Origin of the sequence: Escherichia sp. MOD1-EC6819 (assembly GCF_002965765.1) — a bacterium.
Lineage (GTDB): Bacteria > Pseudomonadota > Gammaproteobacteria > Enterobacterales > Enterobacteriaceae > Escherichia > Escherichia ruysiae.
This window is the reverse complement of sequence record NZ_PTRG01000038.1, coordinates 1-968: the sequence shown is the minus strand read 5'-3', so window position 1 is coordinate 968 and position 968 is coordinate 1. Positions and strand designations below refer to the sequence as shown.

1 protein-coding gene is annotated in these 968 nt (G+C 55.7%); it reads right to left on the bottom strand.

Annotation, left to right across the window (positions count from 1 at the left end; translation table 11 throughout):
• On the bottom strand, positions 1-968 hold a 968-nt coding region (locus A7Z06_RS21505), incomplete at both ends, for a glutamate decarboxylase (RefSeq protein ID WP_105279590.1).

Sequence of the window (968 nt, the reverse complement as noted above, 5' to 3'; positions counted from 1 at the left end):
CCCTGCAGTTTCGGGTGATCGCTGAGATATTTCAGGGAGGCTTTGTAGTCTTCCAGCAACAGTTCAGCGAAGTCCATTTCGAAACCACGACGGCACATAATACGCATCACCACAATGTCGGTGGCTTCACCGCCGAGGGTAAAGGCCGGAACCTGCCAGCCGCGCAGACGCAGACGTTCAGAGAGGTCATACAGGGTGTATCCCGGATCTTCGCCGTCTTTCAGTTTGAAGCAGACCGCTGGGATACCTTCGTCCGGGCGACCTGTACAGATGAACTCATACGGTCCCAGTTTAGCGATTTCATCCGCCAGGTAAGTGGCGACCTGATAAGAGGCGTTTTGTACTTTGGTGTAGCCTTCGCGACCAAGGCGCAGGAATTCATAGTATTGCGCAATCACCTGACCGGCAGGGCGAGAGAAGTTGATGGCGAAAGTCCCGATTTGCCCGCCAAGATAGTCAACGTTGAACACCAGTTCTTTCGGCAGTGCTTCTTCATCACGCCAGATAACCCAGCCGCAGCCCAGCGGAGCCAGACCGAATTTATGGCCTGAAGCACTGATCGATTTCACGCGCGGCAGGCGGAAGTCCCAGACAATATCCGGAGCCACGAACGGTGCCAGGAAGCCACCGCTGGCGGCGTCGATGTGCATGTCGATGTCGATACCAGTGTCGGCCTGGAATTTATCCAGCGCATCGTGCAGCGGTTGCGGGAACTCATAGTTACCGGTGTAGGTCACACCAAAAGTCGGCACCACGCCGATGGTGTTTTCGTCGCAGGCTTCAATCATGCGTTTCGGATCCATGAACAACTGACCGGGGCGCATAGGGATCTCGCGCAGTTCCACATCCCAGTAGCGGGCAAATTTATGCCAGCAGATTTGCACCGGCCCGCACACCAGGTTGGGTTTATCGGTCGGTTTACCTGCGGCTTCCATTCGTTTGCGCCAACGCCATTTCATTGCCATCCC